Source organism: Microbacterium saperdae, assembly GCF_006716345.1.
In the GTDB taxonomy this organism is placed as follows: Bacteria; Actinomycetota; Actinomycetes; order Actinomycetales; family Microbacteriaceae; genus Microbacterium; species Microbacterium saperdae.
The window spans coordinates 1762009-1782862 of sequence record NZ_VFOX01000001.1; the positions used below are offsets into that span (position 1 = coordinate 1762009).

The 20854-nt window shown below is 67.4% G+C and carries 23 protein-coding genes and 4 tRNA genes; 13 read left to right on the top strand and 14 right to left on the bottom strand.

All coding sequences use genetic code 11. From position 1 onward, the window contains the following. From FB560_RS08365 to FB560_RS08375, 3 genes are read right to left on the bottom strand one after another with little or no spacing between them, the layout of a single operon-like run. Positions 1 to 816: an ABC transporter permease gene (locus FB560_RS08365; protein WP_229673158.1), complete on the bottom strand. Its 816-nt coding sequence runs from the start codon at positions 814 to 816 to the stop codon at positions 1 to 3. Next, positions 813 to 1577, bottom strand: a complete 765-nt coding sequence (locus FB560_RS08370) for an ABC transporter ATP-binding protein (RefSeq protein ID WP_141871940.1) — start codon at positions 1575 to 1577, stop codon at positions 813 to 815. The genes FB560_RS08365 and FB560_RS08370 overlap by 4 nt, the downstream gene beginning before the upstream one ends. Next, complete coding sequence (locus FB560_RS08375) at positions 1574 to 2632, bottom strand: ABC transporter substrate-binding protein (protein WP_141871941.1); 1059 nt, start codon at positions 2630 to 2632, stop codon at positions 1574 to 1576. Before FB560_RS08375 ends, FB560_RS08370 begins: the two co-directional genes overlap by 4 nt. Before the next feature lie 226 nt (positions 2633 to 2858). On the opposite strand from FB560_RS08375, the gene FB560_RS08380 reads away from it, so the two are divergent. Further along, on the top strand, positions 2859 to 3245 hold the full coding sequence (locus FB560_RS08380) for an SPW repeat domain-containing protein (protein ID WP_141871942.1): 387 nt from the start codon (positions 2859 to 2861) through the stop codon (positions 3243 to 3245). A 116-nt stretch (positions 3246 to 3361) separates the two neighbouring features. Here the strand turns inward: FB560_RS08380 and FB560_RS08385 are convergent, their stop codons facing one another. After that, positions 3362 to 3793: a GIY-YIG nuclease family protein gene (locus tag FB560_RS08385; RefSeq protein ID WP_325058547.1), complete on the bottom strand. Its 432-nt coding sequence runs from the start codon at positions 3791 to 3793 to the stop codon at positions 3362 to 3364. A gap of 74 nt (positions 3794 to 3867) precedes the next feature. After that, a tRNA-Val gene (locus FB560_RS08390) sits at positions 3868 to 3940 on the bottom strand. A gap of 152 nt (positions 3941 to 4092) precedes the next feature. Between FB560_RS08390 and FB560_RS08395 the strand changes: the two genes are divergently transcribed. The 3 genes from FB560_RS08395 (at position 4093) to FB560_RS08405 (ending at position 4389) form a co-directional block, all read left to right on the top strand. After that, positions 4093 to 4165 (top strand) — tRNA-Gly (locus tag FB560_RS08395). Positions 4166 to 4219: 54 nt separating this feature from the next. After that, positions 4220 to 4290 (top strand) — tRNA-Cys (locus FB560_RS08400). A 27-nt stretch (positions 4291 to 4317) separates the two neighbouring features. After that, positions 4318 to 4389 (top strand) — tRNA-Val (locus tag FB560_RS08405). Between the two features lie 143 nt (positions 4390 to 4532). Here FB560_RS08405 and FB560_RS08410 read toward each other — a convergent pair. The 3 genes from FB560_RS08410 to FB560_RS08420 all read right to left on the bottom strand — a co-directional run bounded on the left by FB560_RS08410 (position 4533) and on the right by FB560_RS08420 (position 5674). Then, positions 4533 to 4940 carry a ribosomal maturation YjgA family protein gene (locus FB560_RS08410; protein ID WP_141871943.1) on the bottom strand — a complete coding sequence of 136 codons (408 nt, stop codon included), beginning with the start codon at positions 4938 to 4940 and terminating at the stop codon, positions 4533 to 4535. A 46-nt stretch (positions 4941 to 4986) separates the two neighbouring features. Beyond that, positions 4987 to 5283: a DUF7882 family protein gene (locus FB560_RS08415; protein WP_141871944.1), complete on the bottom strand. Its 297-nt coding sequence runs from the start codon at positions 5281 to 5283 to the stop codon at positions 4987 to 4989. A 64-nt stretch (positions 5284 to 5347) separates the two neighbouring features. Next, entirely contained in the window at positions 5348 to 5674 is a 327-nt protein-coding gene (locus FB560_RS08420) for a DUF7882 family protein (protein WP_141871945.1), read from the bottom strand. Positions 5675 to 5882: 208 nt separating this feature from the next. Here FB560_RS08420 and FB560_RS08425 point away from each other — a divergent pair, with 208 nt between their 5' ends. Next, positions 5883 to 6833, top strand: coding sequence for a manganese catalase family protein (locus FB560_RS08425; protein WP_141871946.1), 951 nt, complete (start codon positions 5883 to 5885; stop codon positions 6831 to 6833). A gap of 19 nt (positions 6834 to 6852) precedes the next feature. After that, the gene (locus FB560_RS08430) at positions 6853 to 7296 is read left to right on the top strand and encodes an SRPBCC family protein (RefSeq protein ID WP_141871947.1); all 444 of its coding nucleotides are present in this window, start codon (positions 6853 to 6855) and stop codon (positions 7294 to 7296) included. Between the two features lie 18 nt (positions 7297 to 7314). Here FB560_RS08430 and FB560_RS08435 read toward each other — a convergent pair whose 3' ends face one another. The 3 genes from FB560_RS08435 to FB560_RS08445 form a co-directional block, all read right to left on the bottom strand. Further along, positions 7315 to 8667, bottom strand: a complete 1353-nt coding sequence (locus FB560_RS08435) for a cryptochrome/photolyase family protein (protein WP_141871948.1) — start codon at positions 8665 to 8667, stop codon at positions 7315 to 7317. A gap of 38 nt (positions 8668 to 8705) precedes the next feature. After that, positions 8706 to 9116, bottom strand: coding sequence for a DoxX family protein (locus FB560_RS08440; protein WP_141871949.1), 411 nt, complete (start codon positions 9114 to 9116; stop codon positions 8706 to 8708). Between the two features lie 84 nt (positions 9117 to 9200). Continuing rightward, on the bottom strand, positions 9201 to 10151 hold the full coding sequence (locus tag FB560_RS08445; RefSeq protein ID WP_141871950.1) for an alpha/beta hydrolase: 951 nt from the start codon (positions 10149 to 10151) through the stop codon (positions 9201 to 9203). Between the two features lie 165 nt (positions 10152 to 10316). Here FB560_RS08445 and FB560_RS08450 point away from each other — a divergent pair, with 165 nt between their 5' ends. The 5 genes from FB560_RS08450 to FB560_RS08470 all read left to right on the top strand — a co-directional run bounded on the left by FB560_RS08450 (position 10317) and on the right by FB560_RS08470 (position 15634). Continuing rightward, a complete protein-coding gene (locus FB560_RS08450; RefSeq protein ID WP_141871951.1) occupies positions 10317 to 11471 on the top strand; it encodes a sensor histidine kinase in 1155 nt (384 codons plus the stop codon). Continuing rightward, complete coding sequence (locus tag FB560_RS08455) at positions 11471 to 12139, top strand: response regulator transcription factor (protein ID WP_141871952.1); 669 nt, start codon at positions 11471 to 11473, stop codon at positions 12137 to 12139. Before FB560_RS08450 ends, FB560_RS08455 begins: the two co-directional genes overlap by 1 nt. Positions 12140 to 12218: 79 nt before the next feature. After that, positions 12219 to 12986, top strand: a complete 768-nt coding sequence (locus FB560_RS08460) for a GIN domain-containing protein (protein WP_170198090.1) — start codon at positions 12219 to 12221, stop codon at positions 12984 to 12986. Positions 12987 to 13120: 134 nt separating this feature from the next. Beyond that, complete coding sequence (gene thrS / locus FB560_RS08465; protein WP_229673235.1) at positions 13121 to 15046, top strand: threonine--tRNA ligase; 1926 nt, start codon at positions 13121 to 13123, stop codon at positions 15044 to 15046. Between the two features lie 39 nt (positions 15047 to 15085). Further along, positions 15086 to 15634 (top strand): HIT family protein, encoded by a 549-nt coding sequence (locus FB560_RS08470; protein WP_141871955.1) that lies wholly within the window; start codon positions 15086 to 15088, stop codon positions 15632 to 15634. Here the strand turns inward: FB560_RS08470 and pdxY are convergent. After that, positions 15612 to 16463, bottom strand: coding sequence for a pyridoxal kinase PdxY (gene pdxY / locus FB560_RS08475; RefSeq protein ID WP_141871956.1), 852 nt, complete (start codon positions 16461 to 16463; stop codon positions 15612 to 15614). The genes FB560_RS08470 and pdxY overlap by 23 nt on opposite strands. Positions 16464 to 16509: 46 nt before the next feature. Beyond that, positions 16510 to 17817 (bottom strand): aminotransferase class I/II-fold pyridoxal phosphate-dependent enzyme, encoded by a 1308-nt coding sequence (locus FB560_RS08480; protein WP_141871957.1) that lies wholly within the window; start codon positions 17815 to 17817, stop codon positions 16510 to 16512. Positions 17818 to 17926: 109 nt separating this feature from the next. On the opposite strand from FB560_RS08480, the gene pdxS reads away from it, so the two are divergent. Together pdxS and pdxT are read left to right on the top strand one after the other, a co-directional pair. Then, positions 17927 to 18826 (top strand): pyridoxal 5'-phosphate synthase lyase subunit PdxS, encoded by a 900-nt coding sequence (gene pdxS, locus FB560_RS08485; protein WP_141871958.1) that lies wholly within the window; start codon positions 17927 to 17929, stop codon positions 18824 to 18826. After that, a complete protein-coding gene (gene pdxT / locus FB560_RS08490) occupies positions 18816 to 19436 on the top strand; it encodes a pyridoxal 5'-phosphate synthase glutaminase subunit PdxT (protein WP_141871959.1) in 621 nt (206 codons plus the stop codon). Before pdxS ends, pdxT begins: the two co-directional genes overlap by 11 nt. On the opposite strand, the gene FB560_RS08495 is transcribed toward pdxT, so the two are convergent. After that, positions 19433 to 20815: a pyridoxal phosphate-dependent decarboxylase family protein gene (locus FB560_RS08495; protein WP_141871960.1), complete on the bottom strand. Its 1383-nt coding sequence runs from the start codon at positions 20813 to 20815 to the stop codon at positions 19433 to 19435. The two genes, pdxT and FB560_RS08495, sit on opposite strands and share 4 nt — an antisense overlap. Between the last annotated feature and the right edge of the window lie 39 nt (positions 20816 to 20854).

The following is a 20854-nucleotide window of genomic DNA, read 5'->3' on the forward strand; positions in this document are numbered from 1 at the left end:
TCAGTACTTCACCCAGGGCACGACACGACGCTCGAGGAGTGCCCACAGCCACGTGGCCGCGTAGCCGAGCACGGAGATCGTGACGATGCCGACATACATCTTCGACACGGCGAAGGTGCCCCAGGAACTCCAGATCATGTAGCCGAGGCCGCTGTTCGCGCCGACGAACTCGGACGCCGCGATGATGACGAACGCTCCACCGGTCGCCAGCTTGATGCCGGTGAAGATGGACGGCAACGCGTACGGGAAGGACACGGTCATCCATCGCTGCAGCCGGGTGGCGCCGTTCGCGTTGGCGACGTCGTTGAGAAGCGGTGGGGTCTGCATGACGCCACTGAGCGTGTTGAACAGCAGATAGAAGAACACGCCGATGGCGACGATGACGTACTTGCTGGTCTCGCCGAGTCCGAAGATCAACAGCAGCAGAGGGAAGATCGCCACCTTCGGCACGGGCAGCAGGCTGGAGAAGATCGGATCCAGCAGCAGGCGCAGCGTGCGGACCGATCCGAGCAGCACACCCAGGATGATCCCGGGAATCGCACCCATCACGAAGCCGATCGCGATGCGCGACAGCGTGATGCTGATGTTCTCGAGGAGCACGCCGGAGGCCAGCAGCTCGAAGAACGTCTCCACGATCGAGCTCGGAGCCGGGAAGAAGCGCGCATCGAGCACACCGGTCCGGCTGCAGATCTCCCACACCACCAGGATGAGGAGCGGCGTGTACGGCCCCAGGCGACGGACCCAGACCGAGCCGCGCTCGGCCTTGACCGCATCCTTGAGCTGTCGTTCGATGGCGGGGTCGGCGATCGTGGTCACGAGGCCACCTCCTGTTCCGTTCCGCGCTCCAGCAGTGTCCATAGACGCTCCGTGATCTCGCCGTAGCGCGGATCCCTGCGCAGCCCCGCGATGTCGCGCGGACGCCCGAACGGGACCGCGATGTCGTCGATGATGCGCCCGGGGCGATGTGACATCACGACCACGCGGTCGGCGAGCATGAGCGCTTCGTCGACGCTGTGGGTGATGAACATCACGGCCTTCGACGTGCGTTCCCAGATCTGCAGAAGCTCCTGCTGGAGGGCGACGCGCGTCTGCTCGTCGAGAGCACCGAACGGCTCGTCCATGAGCAGGAGATCACCGTCGTCCGCGAGAGCACGCGCCACCGAGGTGCGCTGGCGCATGCCGCCGGAGATCTGGGCGGGGAAGTAGCCGCCGAACTCCGACAGGCCGACGAGCTCGAGGAGCTGCTCCACGCGCTCGTTCCGTTGCGCACGCGACAGGCCGCGCAGCTTGAGCGGGTAGCCGATGTTCTGCGCCACCGTCAGCCAGGGGAAAACTCCGTGCTCCTGGAACACGACAGAGGGACGGCTCGAGGTCTCGATCGTTCCGAGGCTCGGTTTCTCGAGTCCGGCGGCGATGCGGAGTAGCGTGCTCTTTCCGCAGCCGGAGGGGCCGAGGACGCAGACGAACTCGTTGTCGGCGATCTCCAGATCGATGTCCTCGAGTGCCACCAGGAGCTCATCCTTGCGATCCGCGTTCGGATACGCCTTCCAGAGCCCCCGGACGCTGAGGCCGCTCATTTCCCGGCGGGTGCCAGGTCGCCGCTCTCGACCAGAGCGATCGCGTCGCTCAGGATGTCGTCGCGGTAGATGTCCTGGATGCCGGAGTCGCCGTCGAACTCGAGGGCGTCGCGGTCGCGGAAGAACTGCTCCTGACGGGCGACGTCCATCCAGTCGATCGCGCCGCTCGGGTCCTGCGTGGTGAGTGCGATCGAGGTCAGGGTCTCGACAGGGAGATCGGTGTACTCCGCGATGATCTCCTGCGTGGCGGGATCCTGCCATCCGCCGTCCTCGAGCTCCTTCACGGCCTTGAGGTAGGCCGCGGTGAAGGCGGTCACGGCGGCCGGGTGCTTGTCGACGTACTCGGTGTTGAACACCATCGCGCCGAGCTCGACGCCGGCCTGGTAGTCGATGTCGAGCAGTTCGTGGCCGATGCCCTGCGCGATGACGGCGGAGGAGATGGGCTCGATGGACCAGCTGGCCTCGACGGAGCCGTTCGCGAGCGCGGCAGGGATGTCGCCGGGGCTGAGGTTCACCAGCTCGACGTCCTCGACGGAGAGCCCGACGGACTCCAGTGCCAGGGCGACGGAGTAGATGCCGAAGCCGCCGTCGCCGGGGATGCCGATCTTCTTGCCCTTGAGGTCGGCGGCGTCGGTGATACCCGAGGCGTCGGAGGCGAGAAGGGGGGACGGGTTCGGTCCGGACTCCGGGATGCGCGAGACGCTCGCGATGACGGAGATCGATGCGCCCGACTTGGTGGCGTTGAACAGACCGGCGCCCCAGGTCGCGCCGCCGGCGGTGATGTTGCCCGTGCTCACCTGCTGGTACGTCTCGCCCGAGCTGCCGCCCTTGGCGACGAGCTCCACGTCGACGCCGGCATCTTCGAAGTAGCCCTTCTCCTCGGCGAGGAAGAACGGGGCGTAGTCCGCGTAGGGGGAGTAGAGGAAGGTGATGGGCGGAGCGTCTTCGGCCGTGTCGGTCGCTTCACCGGCGCCGGTGGAGGTGCAGGCGGAGACCAGCAGCGTGCTGGCGAGGAGGAGGGATGCGCCCGCGAGGGCACGGCGGCGAGAGGACATGTCTTGCTCCTGAGGTCGGGTGTCGTGCGCGGGTAAGCACGGGTACCTCGAACCTATCGATCCGCCGATATTTTGGGATACCACGGCGTCACACTGTGACATGACTGTGAGGAGAGGGGGCTTCCGGTTCTCGATGAGCGCGCTCCCGCGCGTCCCGGCAATCCGTTTCGCGGCGGGCGCCGAACCATCGTTGAGCCGCAACCGCGGCGAAGCACAAGGAGGAATCATGCGTTTCATCCCCACCAAGGTCCACGGTGCACTCGACTACATCGTGGGTATCGCGCTCATCGCCGCACCGTGGCTTTTCGGCTTCGCCGGCATGGGCGGTCCCGCCGTCGTGATCCCGATCGTCCTGGGCGTCGGCCTCATCGTCTACAGCCTCTTCACGAAGTACGAATGGGGCCCCTTCGGGTTCATCCCGATGCCCGTCCACCTCGTGTTCGACATCGTCGCGAGCCTCTTCCTGGCGCTGTCGCCGTGGATCTTCGGCTTCTCCGGTGAGGCCCTGAACGTCTGGTTGCCCCACGTCGTCGTCGGCGCCGCCGTGATCGTCGTCGTGATCTTCTCGCAGCCGCAGCCGGCGCCGTCGCGTCACAAGGTCGCCACCGCGTGATCTGCACCCCGGGAGCTCACGCTGTCTCGTGAGCTGCCTCTGATCCTGTGATGACATGAGTCGGGCCGCTGTTCTCCTCGAGAGCAGCGGCCCGACGCTGTCGTATCCGGCACCCGTCACTCGGTGTGCTGCAGCGCCTGGCTGAGCCAACGTGCGTAGAGATGCCACGGCTCTCCCGCGGCGCGGACGGTGGCGATGTGCTCTTGCAAGGGGGAGGTCAAGGTGAACCATTCGCCGCCTTCCCTCAGGGCCGAGAACTCGACGTGTCGACGCTGCTCGACCGTCCTGTCCCCGCGTTCGAATCCGAGCAGTTCGTCATGGCGGATGCGGGCGAGACGTTGACGAGGCCTCCGGCTCGTGCCGATCTTCACCCGTCGATCGAAGCGCAGGTAGTACACGACGTCGATGCGGGGGAGCGGGAGGTCTGCGTCGGGTACGTCGCCGTAGCGCCATCCGCAGACCGCGCACACCCACGCTCGATCGATCAGCGCGCCGGTCGCGCCGCCGCACAGCAGGCAGGGGCCGGGGAGAGCATCGATCGCATCCACGGCGCGAACCTACGGGTCACCACCGACATCGTGGGACGAGAGAAGCCCCCGACGAATCGAGGGCTTCTGATCTGTGGGCGATACCGGACTCGAACCGATGACCTCTTCCGTGTGAAGGAAGCGCGCTACCAACTGCGCCAATCGCCCATGAGCTGTGAGGCTCGACAACCGATACTACCCGACCCGAAGTCGGCCCGATGACCATCCGGCGAGACACGCGCGAGATTCGCTTCGGGTTTGGACACCGGGGAATCATCGGCTAATGTTTCATGAGTGCCCGGGACAACCGGGAACGAAATGCGGATGTAGCGCAGTTGGTAGCGCACAACCTTGCCAAGGTTGGGGTCGCGAGTTCGAGTCTCGTCATCCGCTCGAGTGTAGAGGGTCTTCTTCGGAAGGCTCTTTACGCGTGGGGTCAATCCACACGGTGGCGTGGCCGAGCGGCTAGGCACCGGCCTGCAAAGCCGTTTACACGGGTTCGAATCCCGTCGCCACCTCGTCACACAACTGAATAGCCTTTTTAGGCGCGATTGGCGCAGCGGTAGCGCGCTTCCCTGACACGGAAGAGGTCACTGGTTCGATCCCAGTATCGCGCACAGACAAACCCCCGGTTCTCCGGGGGTTTTTTCGTGTCCTGGCTGATCATCGCGGCTGGTGACATGTCGCGTTCGAACGGCCGGCGGCTCGGCACGTGGATGGCATATCGCCTCCGTCCCTCCTCGGCGCCGGTTCCTTGAAGTCAGACGTTACGTCGCTGTCGCGCGAACACGAGGTCGCCCGCTGTCGCGAGGCCCGCACCCAGCGCGTACGCGATCAGGTCGAGTGGGTCGAAACCGGCGCCGAGGACCAACCGCGCCGGCCAGAAGGAGTCGGCCCACAGGGCGGGAAGCCCGGTCAGCTGGAAGAGCTCGACACACGTGCACAACGCCAGGGCGCATGCTCCGATGACGAGCGCTCCCGACCGCGGGAGCAGGAAAGCCAAGACGAGGTAGACCATGACGGCGTAAAGGGCATCACCGAGCAGGCCGGCGACGGGACCGCTCCCTACGAGGTGCGTGGTCCGGCCGGCGGCGATGACCGCGGCCGCGGCGCCGACAAGCCACACGCGACGGGCACGAACACTCCCGCGCGTTGTTGTCTCCTGCATCCGCTCAGCCTAATCACGAAACCCGCGGAGCTTCTGTGTGCTCCTGCTATGCCATCTGATCGATCAACAGCTCGCCGTGGGCGTTCAAGCTCTCCATCATGCGAGCGATCCGCGCGGCATCGATCCGGGCGACCTTCGGCTCATCGAACGCGAGGATGAGCGGAATGCTCGGGTGGACCCAGGCGGTGAGACGGCCGACGGGGTTCTTGTCGCTGGGAAGCCACGTCATCATGAAGCTCTCCTGCCGCCGCAGCTTGGTGGCGATCACGATCTTCAAGTGCGCCAGAGTCACATCATCGATCTCGATCGGCGGACGAGAGCTGTTGTACTCGAGTTTTCCCATGATGAGCACACTATGAGCGCACGCCAGGCGCGGACAGGGGCTTGACGGGAGCGCAGGCGCTTGCCTAGACGGAAACGGACTCCGCAGGCACGTCGAGTACCTCGTCGACGAGGAGGATCCCTCCGGTGGAGTTCGCCGAGTGCATCAGCTCCTCGATCCACTTCACGTTGATCTCCGGGGGCTCCGGATCGTCGAAGGTGAAGCGCAGAGGAATCGACGGGTGCACCCAGATGGTCGAACGGCCGGGTGCATCCCCCTCAGGATGCTTCCACGAGAGCGTGAAGCTCTCGTTGCGACGCAGTTTGGTGGCGATGACGATCTTCAGGTGCGCGAGCGCGCGATCTTCGATGTGAATGGGCTCAGTGCCGACGCCGTAATTCAATGTGCCCATATGCGTAACCATAGTGTCCTCCGCGGTCCTCGGATGACCGTTCCGAGATCTGCAGGGAGACATGTGGTGGATGATCCCGCCGAATCTGCAACGGCCGTCGCGCGTCATAGTACGTCTGCGCAGCCCGCAGGTCGAGGGGCGTACGGATACCGGTGGACGAGAACAGCATGAGCGGACACTAGACACATACCGTCTGCGGAGGCACCTCATGTATTTCCATGTCCAGGAGTTCATCAACGAGATCGCCCAAGACGACCCGGATCCCGCCGCCGCGAACGCGCTCCAGGAAGGGCTGGGCGGGCAGTTCGGTGAGATGCGCACGATGATGCAGTACCTGTTCCAGAGCATCAACTTCCGCGGACCCGAAGGCAAGCCGTACAAGGATCTGATCCAGGGCATCGGCACCGAGGAGATCAGCCATGTGGAGCTGATCGGCACGACCATCTCTCGACTGCTCGACGGTTCGCCGCAGTACCAGGGAAAGCCCACCGATCCCGTGGACGAGCCGGGAGCCGGGGGCACGACACCGCTGCGCATCGCCGCCGACACCGGCAACATCCACCACTATCTGGTCGGGGCGCAGGGCGCGCTGCCCGTGGATGCCGTGGGCAATCCGTGGTCCGGCAGCTATGTGTACAACTCCGGCAACCTCGTGCTCGATCTGCTCTACAACCTGATGCTCGAGTCTACCGGCCGACTGCAGAAGTGCCGTCTGTACGAGATCACCGACAACAAGATGGCGCGCAGCACGATCTCGTACCTCATCGTCCGTGATCAGGCGCACGAGAACGCCTATGCCAAATCGCTCGAGACGCTCGGAGTGAACTGGCGCACGTCATTGCCGATTCCGAAGACGAACGCGGAGCAGTTCCCGGAGGTGAAGAAACTCCTCGATCTCGGGCTGCAGAGCAAGCAGTACTCGTTCGACCTCACGGCGCAGTCCGAGGCGGGGAAGATCTTCCAGGGCGCGTCGCCGTCGAACGATGGGACCGAGCTCGATGCCAGTGAGCAGGCACCGGCGGGGTCGCCGATGACGATCTCGCCTGAGCGCTTCGAGGAGTTCTCTCCTGGCGCGGATGATGAACTGCGCGCGCTGATCGAGGCGACGGCCGCGATGGAGATGGCCGACATCGACGCGACGTTCGGGCGGATGACGTGACCTCCGGGTGCTGGTCCTGATGGCGACGAACACACGACACTTGAACTGCCGCCCGGCGGACGTCTTCGCGATCCTGGCAGATGGCTGGCTCTACCCGTCCTGGGTCGTCGGCGCGACGCGGATGCGAGAGGTGGATGCGGAGTGGCCGCATCCACAGGCCGAGCTCCACCACTCGGTCGGCGTCTGGCCGTTCGTCCTCGACGACACGACGCGCAGCGTCGAGTGGGTGCCGATGGGACGCGCGGTGATGATCGCCCGAGGGTGGCCTTTCGGCGAGGCCGAGGTCACCATCCGCGTGCGCACCGAGGACGGGGGCTGCGTCGTCCGGATCGATGAGGAACCGTTGAGCGGGCCCGCGCGTCTCATCCCGCGCTTCCTCGCGACGCCGCTGCTCCGCGTGCGCAACACGGAGACGTTGCGCCGCCTCGCGTACCTGGCAGAAGGACGGCACCGGCTGAGCTGACGCGGCGCGCGGGAGCAGTCACTCCTGGCCGCGCGGGGTCCTCTTGACCACGTCATAGGCGGCGAGCGCGGCCTTGCGCGTCTCGCCGAGGTCGACGATCGGTTCCTGAGCGAGCTGGTCTCCGGTCCACTGCGTCACGTAGAGACCCTGCGGGTCGAACTTCTTCGCCTGCAGTTCCGGGTTGAAGATGCGGAAGTAGGGCGCGGCGTCCGCGCCGGAGCCGGCGACCCACTGCCAGTTGAAGGGGTTGCTCGCGCCGTCGGCGTCCACGAGTGTGTCCCAGAACCACTCCTCCCCGCGCCGCCAATCGATCATCAGATTCTTGATGAGGAACGACGCGGTGACCATCCGCACGCGATTGTGCATGAAGCCCGTGCGCCAGAGCTCGCGCATTCCCGCGTCGACGAGTCGGACCCCCGTGTCGCCGCGCTGCCAGGCCTCGAGGTGAGCGGACTCCACGCGGGGCCAGGGGAAGGCGTCGAACTCGCGTCGCAGGTTCTTCGTCGCGAGGTCCGGGAAGTGGAAGAGCGTGTGCCAGGCGAACTCCCGCCACCCGATCTCCGAGAGGAACCCACCCGCGCCATCGGTGTCGACAGCCTCCGCCCAGACCGTGAACGGGCTGATCTCTCCCCAACGGAGACGCGGCGAGAGCAGCGAGGTCGCCCCGGCCGATGGCTCGTCGCGGGCGCGGTCATACGCCGCAAGGTCTTCGTGGAGGAAGGTCCGCAGACGGCGACGCGCTGCAGGCTCTCCGGGCTCCCAGGTCTCACGGAGTCCGGCGGCCCAGTCCGGGCGCGACGGCAGCAGCCCCCAGTCGTCCAGGTCGTCGGATGCCGGAGATGTCCGCGCTCCGTCGATCGTCTGCGGCTCGGCCAGGGGGGCCCGCGGTGACGGCAATGCGAGGCAGGCGCGCCAGAACGGTGTGAACACCGAGTAGTGGGTGCCGCTGCCGGTGGTGACCGTCCAGGGCTCGTGCAGAAGCGACGCCGCGAAGGATCTGACTTCGCGTCCGTCGGCGCGCAGCGTGCTCTTCAGCGCGGCGTCGACCTCACGCTCGGCGCCGCCGTACCGACGATTCCAGAACACTGCACCGGCATCGAGCTCCTGCACCGCCTCGCGCACGACTCGTCCGGCCGGGCCGCGACGGAGCACGAGGGTCGCGCCGCGTTCGCGCAGCCGCTCACCCAGCGAGGTGAGCGAGTGATGCAGCCACCACCGCGCGGCGCCGCCGTGCGGTCGGATCCCTGCCGATTCCTCGTCGAGCACGAACAGCGCGATCACGGGTTCGCCTCGATCGATCGCCGCCGTCAACGCCGGGTTGTCGGCGATTCTGAGGTCGTCGCGGAACCAGACGATCGTGGGAGAGGACATGGCACCATTCTCGTGCAGAGCGGACGGCCTCGTACCGATCAGCGTCGGCGACGAGTGCTCTTTCGGGCCGGCTCACCGGTCGCCCAGATCGCCCAGGCGACCAGCAGGGGCTGCAGGAACAGACGACCGAACCGCCGGGCGTCGGTGTCGAGACCGGGTGTGGAACGACGTGTGCGCCACTGGTGGATGTTCCCGGGTAGCACGGCGACGAAGAAGGCGGCTGTCGCCCACCCGACCCGCTGCCGTTCCTTCGGAAGGGCGATGAGTCCCGCGGCGAGCGCGATCTCTGCCGCACCGGACGCGATCACGATGTCGTTCTTGTCCAACCGGGTGATCCGAGTCGCCCAATCGGGCACCACCACCCGGAAACCGCGCGTGCCGACGAAGTGAAGAACGCCGATCGCGCCGAGAGCGAGGGCGAGGATCCACCGTGCGATTGCTCTGCTCATCCGCTCACGCTACCTCGCGACAGTCCGGAACGAAGTCGCGCGCCCCGGACCGATCGATGGTCCGAGGCGCACGTCATCCGTCCTCTACTCGTTCGCAGGCGCGTGATTCCGTTCCCAGGCGCGGAATCCCTCGGCGATCTCGGGGGAGTGGGTGTGGTGCAGGTAGTGTTCGCCGTCGAGCGGCACGACCGTTCCGTCGTCGACCGCCGCGGCCTGGCGTTCGTGCAGCGCGAGCCAGTCAGGATTGTTCGGGTTGTCGGCGACCACGAAGAGCAGGAGCGGCAGGTCCTCCGGGAACGCGGTGCCGATCGCGTCGGCGAAGTTCGTGCGGATGTGCGCCATCTCGTCCAGGTACGTCGGGCTGAAGGAGTTCCGGTTGCTGATCAGGCCGATCTGCTCGCGCGCCTCATCGGTGTAGGCGGGATCGTCGTAGCCGACGCCCCCGACCGCAGTGAGCACTCGCACCAGACCGAGATTCTTCGCGGCCGCCATGAGTCCGATCGGGAACTCCGTGTCCATATGAGGTTGACCGGGGGCGCTGGTGTCGATGCCGACGAACGCGCTCACCTCATCGGGGTAGCGCTGTGCGAACTCGATGCCGTAGATCCCGGCGATCGAGTGCCCCATCAGCACGTAACGGTCGACGTCCAGGGCCTGCAGAGCCGCGTGCACCTCGCTGACGATGTTCTCGGTGGTGCGCTCAGCCTCGGTGCCGTCGCTGAGGCCATAGCCGAAGGGTTCGATCACGATCACTCGGTGATCCGCGGCCAGATCGTCGACGAGCGGTGCGAAGTCCCACACCGGCGAGGCGGTTCCGAAGCCGGGGAGCAGCACGATGTCCTCCGGCCCGTCACCTGCGATGGAGACGTTCATCTCGTGGCCGTCCACCGTCACGGTCTCGCCGTAGGGTTCGATGCGCTCCTGCTCGACGTTGCTCGCCACGGCGTTCACGACGGTCGTGGTGGCAAGCCCGACCGCCAGTACCGTGCCGATCGCGGCCACGGTGATGAGCGCTCTCTTGGCGAACTTGTTCATCGGTCCCTCTCCCGGAGCACGCGGTGCGCTCCCGTACTCCAGCGTCCCGTGCAGCCGCTGCGCACACATCAACCCGGCGCAGACACCCGCGTACTGCGATCGCGGTACAGGCGTGTCATCCCGGTGGGGGATTCGCGGCCGCGGCAGCGAGGGAATACTGGACTCATGTCGTCGCTCCGCCCCCCGGGAATCGCTGCGCCGTTGAGCGACGCCATCGCCGTGGCGGTCGTCGTGGTCTTCGCGGTGCTGCCGTTCCCTGAGCAGATCTATCGGGCGGGCGGTCTGCTCCTCATCCCCGCGCTCATCCCCGCCGCCGCGATGCTCTTTCGACGGCGTCGGCCTCTCGTCGCACTCGGGGTGAGCCTCGTGTGCGCGGTAGGGCTGGCAGCGGCCGGCGTCGTGGCGCCCAGCGCCCTGCTCGCCGCGGCCATCAGCTGCTACTCGGTGATCGATCGACACGGGCGTCTGATCGGAATCGTGAGCGTGACGGCAGCGGCCGTCGTGGTGTTCTTCTCGAACGGCATCGCCCTCTCCGGCGACCTCTTCGAGTCGACCGCGTTGCAGTTCGTGCTGTTCGTCCTGCTCGGGGGCGCGCTGGGAGATGCCGCGCGCTCACGCCGTGAGTTCGCCCTGGCCATGACCGAGCGCGCGGAGCGCGCAGAGCAGGGGCGCGACGAAGAGGCACGTCGTCGCGTCGCGGAGGAGCGGGTACGCATAGCCCGCGATCTGCACGATGTCGTCGCGCACCAGATCTCGGTGATCAGTCTGAACGCCGGGGTCGCCTCGTCAGCGCTGGAGACGAGACCGGAACGCGCGCGCGAGGCTCTGACGACCATCCGCAGTGCGTCGCGTACGGTGCTGGCCGACATCGGCGGGCTCATGGCGCTGCTCCGCTCGGACGATGCAGAGGACGTGCGGTCGCTGCACCCGCAGAGCGGTCTGGCGAGTCTGGATGCTCTCGTCGAGCGCTTCGCCGAGGTCGGGCTGCAGATCGACCTTGAGCGTGCGGAGCCAGTGGCCGCGCTCTCTCCGGCGAGTGATCACGTCGCCTACCTGGCGGTGCTCGAAGGGCTCACGAATGCGCACAAACACGGCGCGGACGCCACCGTGGCCGTGTCGATCCGGGCGGAGGACGACCATCTCGTCCTGACTCTGAGCAACACCCTCCGCGCGGAATCCTCCGGCGCGACGCTGAGCGGTCACGGACTTCGAGGGCTCCGCGAGCGGGTCACCGCGGTGCGCGGGCAGGTCTCGACCGCCGACACGGACGGGCGCTTCGTCCTCTCCGTGAGCATCCCCACCACCGGAAGCAGCACCTGATGTCGATCTCCATCCTCGTCGTCGACGACCAGCCCCTCGTTCGCCAGGCCGTGCGCGACATCCTGACAGACGGCGGGATCCGCGTCGTCGGCGAAGCGTCGAACGGGCGGGAAGCTGTGGCTCTGGTCACGGAAGAGCGCCCGGACGTGGTGTTGATGGACATCCGGATGCCCGAGATGGACGGTATCGCCGCGACCGCGTCGATCTGCGCAGAACACCGCGGCGGCCAGGTGCGCGTGCTGATCCTGACCACGTTCGAAGAGGACGAGTACGTGGTGGCGGCACTGCGGGCCGGGGCGAGCGGCTTCATCGGCAAGGGCGCGGAGCCCGAAGAGATCGTGCATGCCGTGCGGACGATCCACGCGGGGGAGTCGCTGTTGTCGTCCGCCGCGACGCGAGCGCTCATCCAGCGGTCGGTGCAGGGCGCTGCGCCGACGACGTCTCGGAGGCAGAATGAACTCCTCACACGCCTCACCGCCCGTGAGCGGGAGGTGCTCCTCCTCGTCGCGGCCGGGCGGACGAATCAGGAGATCGCCGCCGAGCTCACGATCTCGCCGCACACGGCGAAGACGCATGTGAACCGGATCATGTCGAAGGTCGAAGCCCGAGACCGCGCACAGCTCGTGATCCTCGCGTATGAGTCCGGGCTCGTCGTCGCCGGGGCCTGACGGCTCGTACCGAGGGGTGAGAGCGGTTCGATACCGCGGTAGCTGTTCGGCAGCCCAGGGGCTGCGTAGCGTGAAGGGCATGCGCTCACCTCTGCCGGCCCTCTCCGCCGCCGTCATCCTGCTGGCCGCGGGATTGACCGGCTGCAGCTCTTTCGATCCCGGTGCCGTGGTCGCGGAGAACCGTGCGGTGACCGATGTGCGAGCAGTCGAACTCGACACCTCCGGTGACCTCACGGTGACGCGAGGCGACGTCCCTTCTCTGAAGGTGATCGCCGGATCCCGCATCATCGAGCAGCTGACCACCGACATCGACGATGGCGTGCTGCGCCTCGGGATGGCGGGTGGGACGCCGGTGCGCACGGGTGCGATCCGATACGAACTGACGGTGAGCGCACTCGCATCGTTGACCGTGCGGGGATCGGGGGATGCCTCCGCCGACTTCACCGGTGCGGATGATGCAGCGATCTCCGTGCGAGGCTCCGGCGATGTCGAGGCACAGGGGATCGACGGGCGGGCCGCCACGCTGACCGTCGACGGTTCGGGCGAGATCACGGTCGAGGATGCGAGGGTCGACAGCATCACCGTCCGTCTCGACGGATCGGGTGCGGTCGCGATCAGCGGCGATACGCAGACCCAGGACGTCGAGATCAGCGGCGACGGCGACTACGAGGCGGGAGACCTGCACAGCGCCGACGCCGTGGTCACGATCCATGGAGCCGGAGATGCCTTGATCACCGCGTCGCGCACGCTCGATGCGCGGATCGACGGGAGCGGCAGCATCTCATACGACGGGGATGCGCAGGTGACGAAGGAGATCTCCGGTTCGGGAGACCTCCTGCGCCGCTGAGACAGCGCCACAACGGTCAGGACCGCCCGGGCATGCGAGTAGCCTAGATCCAGACCCAGATGGAGTGATCAGTGCCTGAAAACGCCCAGCCGACAGACGGCTTCGCCCTGTTCTCTGACCGATCCGTCGTCGCCATGCGCGTCAACGGCATCCTCAAGGACCTCGCGACCACAGTGACCGACACCGACGAGGTCGAGGCGGTCACGATCGACAGCCCCGACGGACTGAGCATCCTGCGCCACTCCACGGCGCACGTCCTGGCGCAGGCCGTGCAGCGGATCAACCCGCAGGCGAACCTGGGCATCGGTCCGCCCATCACCGACGGGTTCTACTACGACTTCGGCGTCGAATCGCCGTTCACGCCGGAAGACCTCAAGGCGATCACCAAGGAGATGCAGCGCATCGTCCGTGAGGGACAGCGCTTCGTGCGCCGTGTCGTCTCGGATGACGAAGCACGCGTCGAGCTCGCCGACGAGCCGTTCAAGCTCGAGCTGATCGGACTCAAGGGCGGGAAGGAAGCGGCCGAGGGGGCATCCGTCGAGGTCGGCGAGGGCGAGCTGACGATCTACGACAACACCACCCGCGACGGCGAGGTCGTCTGGAAGGATCTCTGCCGCGGACCGCACCTGCCCAACACGCGCATGATCGGCAACGGCTGGGACCTCACCCGCATCGCTGCCGCCTATTGGCGCGGCAGCGAGAAGAATCCGCAGCTGCAGCGCATCTACGGCACGGCCTGGCCGACCAAGGACGAGCTGCGCGCCTACCAGCATCGGCTCGAAGAGGCGGCCAAGCGCGATCACCGCCGGCTCGGCAAGGAGCTCGACCTGTTCTCATTCCCCGAGGAGATCGGCTCCGGGTTGTCGGTCTGGCATCCCCGCGGCGGCATGATCCGCGGCGAGATGGAGCAGCACGCGCGCAAGCGCCACATCGAGGGCGGCTACACCTACGTGTACACGCCGCACATCTCGAAGGAGGACCTGTTCCTCACCTCGAACCACCTCGTCACCTACAAGGACGGCATGTTCCCGCCGATCGTCATGGACGAGGAGCGCGACGACGAGGGCAACATCACCAAGCAGGGTCAGGACTACTACCTGAAGCCCATGAACTGCCCGATGCACATCCTGATCTACAAGGAGCGCGCGCGCAGCTACCGGGACCTGCCGCTGCGCTTGGCAGAGAACGGCACGGTCTACCGCAACGAGCTCTCGGGCGCGCTGCACGGCCTGACCCGCGTGCGCGGCTTCACCCAGGACGATTCGCACCTGTTCGTGACGCCGGACCAGCTGGAGGCGGAAGTCGCCAAGGTCCTGGAGTTCATCCTCTCGATGCTCCGCGATTTCGGGCTCACCGACTTCGAGCTCGAACTCTCGATGAAGGACGACGAGAAGTCGAAGTGGATCGGCTCCGACGAGTTCTGGGAGTCGTCGACCGACGCCCTGCGCCGCGTCGCCGTGGCCTCCGGACTCAAGCTCACCGAGGTGCCGGGTGAGGCTGCCTTCTACGGCCCCAAGATCGACCTGAAGACGCGCGACGCGATCGGCCGTACCTGGCAGCTGTCGACCGTGCAGGTCGACCCCAACCTGCCGGAGCGCTTCGATCTCGAGTTCATGGACAAGGACGGGCAGAAGAAGCGTCCGATCATGATCCACCGCGCGCTGTTCGGCTCGATCGAGCGCTTCTTCGCGATCCTGCTCGAGCACTACGCCGGTGATTTCCCGGTCTGGCTGTCGCCCGTGCAGGTCGTCGGAATCCCGGTCGCCGACGATTTCGCCGACTACCTCGGCGACGTGATCCGCACGCTGCGGGACTCCGGTGTACGCGCCGAGCTCGACGCCTCGGATGATCGGATGCAGAAGAAGATCCGCACCCACACGACCGGCAAGGTCCCGCTGCTGCTGATCGCGGGGGAGAAGGACCGCGACGCCGGCACCGTCTCGTTCCGCTACCGTGACGGCACGCAGGAGAACGGCGTGCCGATCGCGGATGCCGTGGCCCGCATCCGTGCGGCGATCGACACGCATGCGCTTGTGCAGACAGCAGGAGATCTGGCGTGAGCCCCCTGCGCGCTGCTCTTCCCGCTCGCGGGCACTCCGGTGTCTGACGTGGAGGACGGCCGGGACTTCGCCGGCGTGCCGGACGAGTTCCAGCGGCTCTGGACCCCGCACCGGATGGCGTACATCCAGGCGGGGCCCGAGCCGCTGCGCGAGGAGTGCCCGTTCTGCGAGGCCCCGAAGCATCCGGACGCCGAGCGTCTGATCGTCGCGCGCGGCGAGACGGCGTATGTGCTGCTTAACCTCTTCCCGTACAACTCGGGTCACCTGCTCGTGTGTCCGTATCGGCACATCGCCACGTACGATCAGGCGACGCCGGAGGAGGTCGCCGAGATCGGCGCGCTCACCCAGATCGGCATGCGCGTGCTGCGCGAGGTGTCGCGCTGCGACGGCTTCAACCTGGGCATGAACCAGGGTGCCGTGGCCGGCGCCGGCGTCGACGGTCACCTGCACCAGCACATCGTGCCGCGGTGGACGTCGGACGCGAACTTCTTCCCGATCATCGCGAAGACCAAGGCGCTCCCGCAGCTCCTCGGTGAGGTGCGGGAGGCCGTGGCCGGCGCCTGGCCTAGCGGACCTGACGCGCCGTGAACTGCATCCGCGGGTTCGCGTAGAACTCCTGAGCCTCGACCAGCAGCAGCTCGCGTTCCCCGGCCTCGAGTGTGGCCTTGAGCAGGTCGTACACGCTCGAGGCGGTGCGCTCGAGCGCGGTCTTCGCGCTGCCGGTCTCGACGTAGTGCGCGGTGAACAGCGCCGCGGTCACGTCACCCGAGCCGTTCGCCTTCATCGGCAGATGAGGCGTCTGCACGATCCAGGCACCGTGCTCATCGGCCGCGAGCATCTCGATCGTGCCCTCTTCTCGGTCGGGCCGCTCGACACTCGTCACCAGGACGGTGCGCGGCCCCATGGCGTGCGCGAGGTCGACCGAGGCGAGAGTGGACTCGAGAGTGTCGGGCTCGGTGTCGGTGAGGAAGCCGAGTTCGAACTGGTTCGGGGTGATGATGTCGGCCACCGGCACGACCTTCTCCCGCAGCAGCACCGGGATCGCCGGTGCGACGAAGCAGCCGGACTTGGCGTTGCCCATGACCGGGTCGCAGGCGTAGATCGCCGCGGGGTTGGCCGCCTTCACGCGCGCGACGGCGTCGATGATCACGTCGCCGATGCCCTCGCCGCCCTGGTATCCGCTGAGGATCGCGTCGATCTGGTCGAAGACGCCGCGCTCCTCGATGCCGGTGATGACCTCACGCACGTCGTCGGGAGCGATCAGCGGTCCGCGCCAGGCGCCGTAGCCGGTGTGGTTGGAGAAGTTCACGGTGTACACCGGGAGCACCTCCACACCGATGCGCTGCAGCGGGAAGACCGCTGCCGAGTTCCCGACGTGGCCGTACGCGACGGCGGACTGGATGGAGAGGATCTTCATCTCCCGATCCTTTCATTCAGGGCGCACTGCTGTGCGCGACGGGGGATCATCGCACTGCCGCGACGAGGTCGGTGACGAGCGTGGCCGCATCGTCGTCGGACAGGTCGTGCACGGTGAGACGTAGGTGGTGGGATGGCTCCGCGCGATCGCCGAGCGCGAACTCATCGCCGGTGCGGGCGAGCCAGCCGCGGCGCATCAGGCGCTCGACGACCAGCCGTGCGGGGCGCGGCAGCTCGATCCAGAGGCTGAGGCCATCCGTCACGGGAGCGTCGATACCGTGTTCGCGGAGGCGCGCCGTGAACGCGGCGTTGCGGGCGGCGTAGTGGGCGCCGGCGGAAGCGACACGGGCCGAGACCTCGGCATCGGTCAGCTGCGCGAGCGTGAGGCGCTGCAGCAGATGGCTCACCCAGGTGGTGCCGGGGCTCAGGCGCATCGCGAGCCGGTCGGCGGTCTCGGGGTCCGTCGCAGCGATCGCGAGGCACATGTCCGGTCCCAGGAACTTCGACACCGAGCGCACCAGCGCGTATCGGCGATGTCCCGGTCCGATGAGCGACTCGTAGGGGCGCTGGGACAGCATCGAGAAGTGGTCGTCTTCGATCAGGAGTACGTAGGGGTGGTCGACCAGCACGGCGCGCAGTTCGGAGGCACGGCGCGCGGAAAGGCTGGCGCCGGTCGGGTTCTGCGCGCGCGGGGTGCAGATGACGGCTCGGACCCCGGCGGCGAGCGCGGTGCGAAGACCTTCGACGGTCATCCCCTCCTCGTCGACCGGGACGGGAACTGCGCGGTATCCGCCAAGACGCACGGTGTGGATGCTGGCGAGGAAGCACGGGTCTTCCAACGCGACGGCGTCATCACGTGTCAGGGCCTGGGCGAGGAGACGTTCGACCGCGTCGACCGCACCGCTGGTGACGGTGATGCGGAAGTCGGCGTGGCTGAGATCGGGGGCGACCCAGTCGCGGGTCCACGCGTCGAGTCCGCGGTCGATCACGGGCTCGCCGTAGAGGACCGGGCGGCCGGCGACGGTGGCCAGCGCGGGGGAGGGATCGGGGATCAGCGCGGGATCGGGATTCCCGGTCGCCACATCACGCAGCACCGTGTCGGAGGCGTACCCCTCCTGCGCCACGGCATCCACACCGGCGATCACGGTTCCTGCCCGTCCTCGTGAGACCACGAGTCCTGCCTGGGCGAGCTGGCGGTACGCCGCCACCGCGGTGTTCCGATTCACCCCGAGTCTGGCCGCCAGTTCACGGACGGGAGGAAGCACGCTTCCCGGCCGGAGTGCTCCGCGCTCACGGAGGGCACGCACGCTGTCGGCGATGTCCGCCGCCGTGGTTCCTCGAATGTCGTCGCTCATGTCAGAACCGATTCTAGGTCGTGCCGGACGATGCTATCTTTTGACATAGATCAAAGTTGACTACGAATCACGCAAAAAGCGCGTCGATCAGTCCCTCGAGAGGAACGCCATGTCCAGCACCGAACAGGCCACCACCGGATCCGCGCGCGTGAAGCGCGGGCTCGCGGAGATGCTCAAGGGCGGCGTCATCATGGACGTCGTCACCGCGGATCAGGCGAAGATCGCGGAAGACGCCGGGGCCGTCGCCGTGATGGCGCTCGAGCGGGTGCCTGCCGACATCCGTGCGCAGGGCGGCGTCTCGCGTATGAGCGACCCCGACATGATCGACAGCATCATCGATGCGGTCTCGATCCCTGTAATGGCGAAGGCGCGCATCGGCCACTTCGTCGAGGCTCAGGTGCTGCAGGAACTCGGTGTCGACTACATCGATGAGTCCGAGGTGCTCTCCCCGGCCGACTACGTCAACCACATCGACAAGTACGGATTCACCGTTCCCTTCGTCTGCGGTGCCACCAACCTGGGCGAGGCGCTCCGCCGGATCAACGAGGGCGCGGCGATGATCCGCTCCAAGGGTGAGGCCGGAACGGGTGACGTCTCGGAGGCGATGAAGCACATCCGCAAGATCCGCGGCGAGATCGCCGCACTGACCGCCCTTCCGAAGGACGAGCTGTTCGTCGCGGCGAAGGAGCTGCAGGCACCCTACGAACTCGTCGCGGAGATCGCAGAGACCGGCAAGCTCCCCGTCGTGCTGTTCGTGGCCGGCGGCGTCGCGACACCCGCTGACGCCGCGATGATGATGCAGCTCGGCGCCGACGGCGTGTTCGTCGGGTCGGGCATCTTCAAGTCGGGCAACCCTGTCGAGCGCGCCAAGGCGATCGTCAAGGCCACCACCTTCTTCGACGACGCCAAGGTCATCGCAGAGGTCTCGCGCGGTCTCGGTGAGGCGATGGTCGGTATCAACGTGTCGGACCTGCCCGCGCCGCACCGCCTGGCTGAGCGTGGCTGGTAACACCCGCGTCGGCGTCCTCGCGCTGCAGGGCGACGTGCGCGAGCACGCCGCCCTGCTCGCGAGCCTGGGCGCGGATGTCGTCCTGGTGCGCCGCCCTGCGGAACTGTCATCGGTCGACGGGCTCGTGATCCCCGGCGGGGAGTCGAGCGTGATCGACAAGCTGTCCCGCACGTTCGGGATGCAGGCGCCGATCCGCGCGGCGATCGCGGCGGGCCTGCCGGTCTACGGCACGTGTGCGGGCCTGATCCTCCTCGCCGACACCGTGCTCGACGGCATCGACGGGCAGGAGTCCTTCGGCGGGATGGACATCGACGTGCGCAGGAACGCCTTCGGGCGGCAGACCGAGTCGTTCGAGACGCAACTCGACGTTCCGGTGCTGGGCGAGCAGCCCGTGCGTGCGACATTCATCCGGGCGCCGATCGTCGAGCGGGTGGGCGCGCAGGTCGAGGTTCTCGCCGCGCTGCCCGACGGCACCGTCGTCGCCGTGCAGCAGGGCGGACTGCTCGGCACGAGCTTCCACCCTGAGGTCGACGCTGAGACCCGCTTCCACGCCCGCTTCCTCGGTCTCGTCGAGACGTTCGCCCGGACGCACGAATCGACGCACGCTTAGGCGTTCAGCACCAGGGCGCGGATCGCAGCCACCGTGCGGTCGATGTCCGCGGTAGTCGTCGCCCACGACGACATCGAGCAGCGCTGCGTCGCTCGGCCTCGCCATTCCGCCCCGGTCACCGCGGCTGTTCCCTCGTCGAGGATCGCGCGACCGAGGACGCGGGTGGCATCGTCGGACTCGAGTCGGAACATCACCTGCGTGTAGTCGACGTCGTTGACGACGTGCACCCCCGGGATGGAGCGCAATCCGGATGCCATCGCCACGGCGTTCGCGTGCAGCCGGTCCATGAGCTGGACGACGCCGGAGCGGCCGAGGCTGCGCAGCGCGGCCCAGGCCGGCACGCCGCGTGCACGCCGGGAGAGCTCGGGTGTCACATCCCACGGGTCGAGCCCCGTGTACATGAGGTAGTCGCCGCCGGTGCGGAACGCGGCGATCGAGTCGGCGGGATCGCGCACGATCGCCATGCCGCAGTCGTAGGGCACGTTGAGGGTCTTGTGCCCGTCGGTCGCCCAGGAGTCCGCCTGCTCCATGCCTGCCGTGAGCGATCGGAGAGTGGGCGTGGCAGCGGCCCAGAGCCCGAAGGCTCCGTCGACGTGCACCCAGGCCTCGTGTGCTCTGGCGATCGGGATCAGTGCCTGGAAGCCGTCGAAGGCACCGGTGTGCACCTCCCCGGCCTGCAGGCAGACGATCAAGGGGCCGGCACCGCCCGCGAGCACCTGCTCCAGCGCAGCCGGGCGCATCCGCCCCTGATCGTCGGAGTCGACGACGATCAGCTCGGCCCTTCCGATCCCGAGGAACCGGGCAGCGCGATCGATGGAGCCGTGGCGGTCGGCACCCACGACGAAGCGGAGCGGTGGGGCGCTGCGGAGCCCGTTCTCGGCAAGATCCCACCCCGCGCGCGACAGCACGGCCTGTCGTGCGGCGGCGAGGCAGGTGAAGTTCGCGAGCTGGCCTCCGGTGACGAAGCCGACGCTGGCCGTGGAGGGAAGCCCGAACAGCTCGAGCATCCACTGCCCGGCCACGCGCTCCATCGCCACCGTCGCCGGGGCCAACGCAGAGGAGCCGGAGTTCTGGTCCCACGCGGAGACGAGCCAGTCAGCGGCGAGGGCGGACGGATGCGTGCCGCCGATCACGAAGCCGAAGAACCGTCCACCGGGGATCGCCACGAGCCCGGGGTCGGCGCGGCTCGCGATCTCCTCGATCACGTCCGCCGGATCCGTGCCGTCGTCCGGCAGCGGGCCGCCGAAGGCATCGAGCATCTCGTCCAGGTTCGCGCGCGGCCACACCGGTCGATCATCGAGCGACCCCAGGAACTCCGTCGCGCGGCGGTGGGCGGCGTCGAGAGCGCGCCTTCTGTCGTCGAAGTCACTCTGGTCCATGCGTCAGGACTACACCCGCGAGCCATCGCGCGCCAGACG